At 67.7% G+C, this 1,735-nt stretch carries 1 protein-coding gene; it reads left to right on the forward strand.

All coding sequences use genetic code 11. The features are described 5' to 3' along the window. The coding region (locus tag VGD20_RS08805; RefSeq protein WP_331134084.1) for a hypothetical protein at positions 1–1,611 on the forward strand (1,611 nt) is incomplete at its 5' end. Positions 1,612–1,735 lie beyond the last annotated feature (124 nt).

The following is a 1,735-nucleotide window of genomic DNA, read 5'->3' on the forward strand; positions in this document are numbered from 1 at the left end:
GAGGAAACGGCGTGGAAGGCGCTGGCGAAGGCGGTGGGCGTGCGTCGCCAGCAGGCGCGTTGGGACTATGCGCGCAGCCTCATCGGGCGCGGGCGAGGCCCCGAAGCCTGGGGCGTGCTCGAGGTGATGCAGCAGGACGATCCCGACCTGATGATGGTCGATGTTTTCCGGCTGGCGCGAGGTGCGGCGCTCGCGCTGATGGCGCGTCCGGCGGAGGGCTTTGCGGAGCTGTCGGGGGAGGGGCTGGTCAACAATGCCGAGGCCTGCGCCTGGCGCGTATTGACGCTGGCACAGACCGGTTTTGCCGATCAGGCAATGACTCATGTCCATTGTGCGCTGCCGTCGATCAACGCGCGCAAGGCTTCCGACCGCAGGCGTTTCGTCGTGGGCATGGCGCGCGCGGCGGTGGAGACGGGCAAGCCCGACCTGGCCCTGCGATGGCTGGCGCAGCTTCCCGACCGTGATTCGACCGCTAATCTCTATCGTGGTCGCGCGAATCTCGCGCTGGGTCAGGGGGCCGAAGCGCGGCTGCGCTTCGCGCGCGTCGAACAAAGCGGCACGATGGCGGAGCGCATGGACGCGCAATTGAGCCAGATCGAGGCAAAGGTCGCCAACGGCTCGCTGAAACCCGTGGGAGCGCTCAAGGAACTTGAAAAGCTCCGCTATGTCTGGCGCGGCGACCATATCGAGGAACGCGCGCTTCAGTTGAGCTACCGCCTCAGCGCCGATATCGGCGACCTGCGCGGTGCGTTGGGCGCCGGTGCGACGCTTTTCCGGTTCTACGAACCCGGACGACAGGGGCCGGATTTCCTGACCGGGCTGCAGGCGCAGCTTGCTGCCGCGCTCGACCCCGCAAGCAAGCTTCCGCTCGATCAGGCGGCGGGCCTCTACTGGGATTATCGCGACCTTGCGCCAAGCGGCGCGGCGGGCGACTTCCTCGTCAACCAGCTCGCCGAACGCCTCCAGATCGCGGGGCTCTACGGCCGTGCGGCCGATCTGCTCGAGCATCAGCTGTTCGTGCGCGCGCGCGATCTGGCGCAGGGGCCGCTTTCGGCGCGTGTCGCATCGCTGCATATCCTCGCCGGCCGCCCCGATCGCGCACTGGCCGCGCTTCGCAAGACTGCGGCCAACGTCTATCCCGACGACATGGTCAATGCGCGCAAGCGCGTCGAGGCCGTCGCCCTGAGCAAGATCGGCAAGGTCGAGGAGGCGTTTGCGGTTCTCCAGGACGTGCCCGGTGCGCCTGTCCTGCGCGCCGAGATACTCTGGAAACAGCGTGACTGGGCAGGGCTCGCCATCGAGAGCGAGGCGCAGCTTCCCGCCGCAGGCAGGATCAGCGATGTCGATCAGGCGGTCGTGCTGCGTTACGCCATCTCGCTCGCCATGCTCGGCCGAGAGGATGCGCTCGCAGAGCTGCGCGTGCGCTATGGCGCGTCCTTCGCCGGCCTGTCGACAGCTCCGGTGTTCGACATGCTGACGGCTGCAGTGGGATCGGTCGATCCTGCAGCGGTTACGCGCGCGATGGCTTCGATTCCGAGCGTGAGCCCGGCAGGAGACATCGCCGAGCTGATCGAGGCCGGACCCCAGGCCGCCAAGCCCGCCGGCGCCTGAGCTCCACTCCCGACGAAATGCCTATCGTCGCCCCGTGAAAGCGGGGCGGCGATTTTCCCATGTCACCAGAAATGCGGATGGCTCCGGCTCGCAGGCAAAAAAAGGGGCGCTCCGCATGCGGAGC

The organism is Sphingopyxis sp. (genome assembly GCF_036402335.1).
Classification (GTDB): Bacteria; Pseudomonadota; Alphaproteobacteria; order Sphingomonadales; family Sphingomonadaceae; genus Sphingopyxis.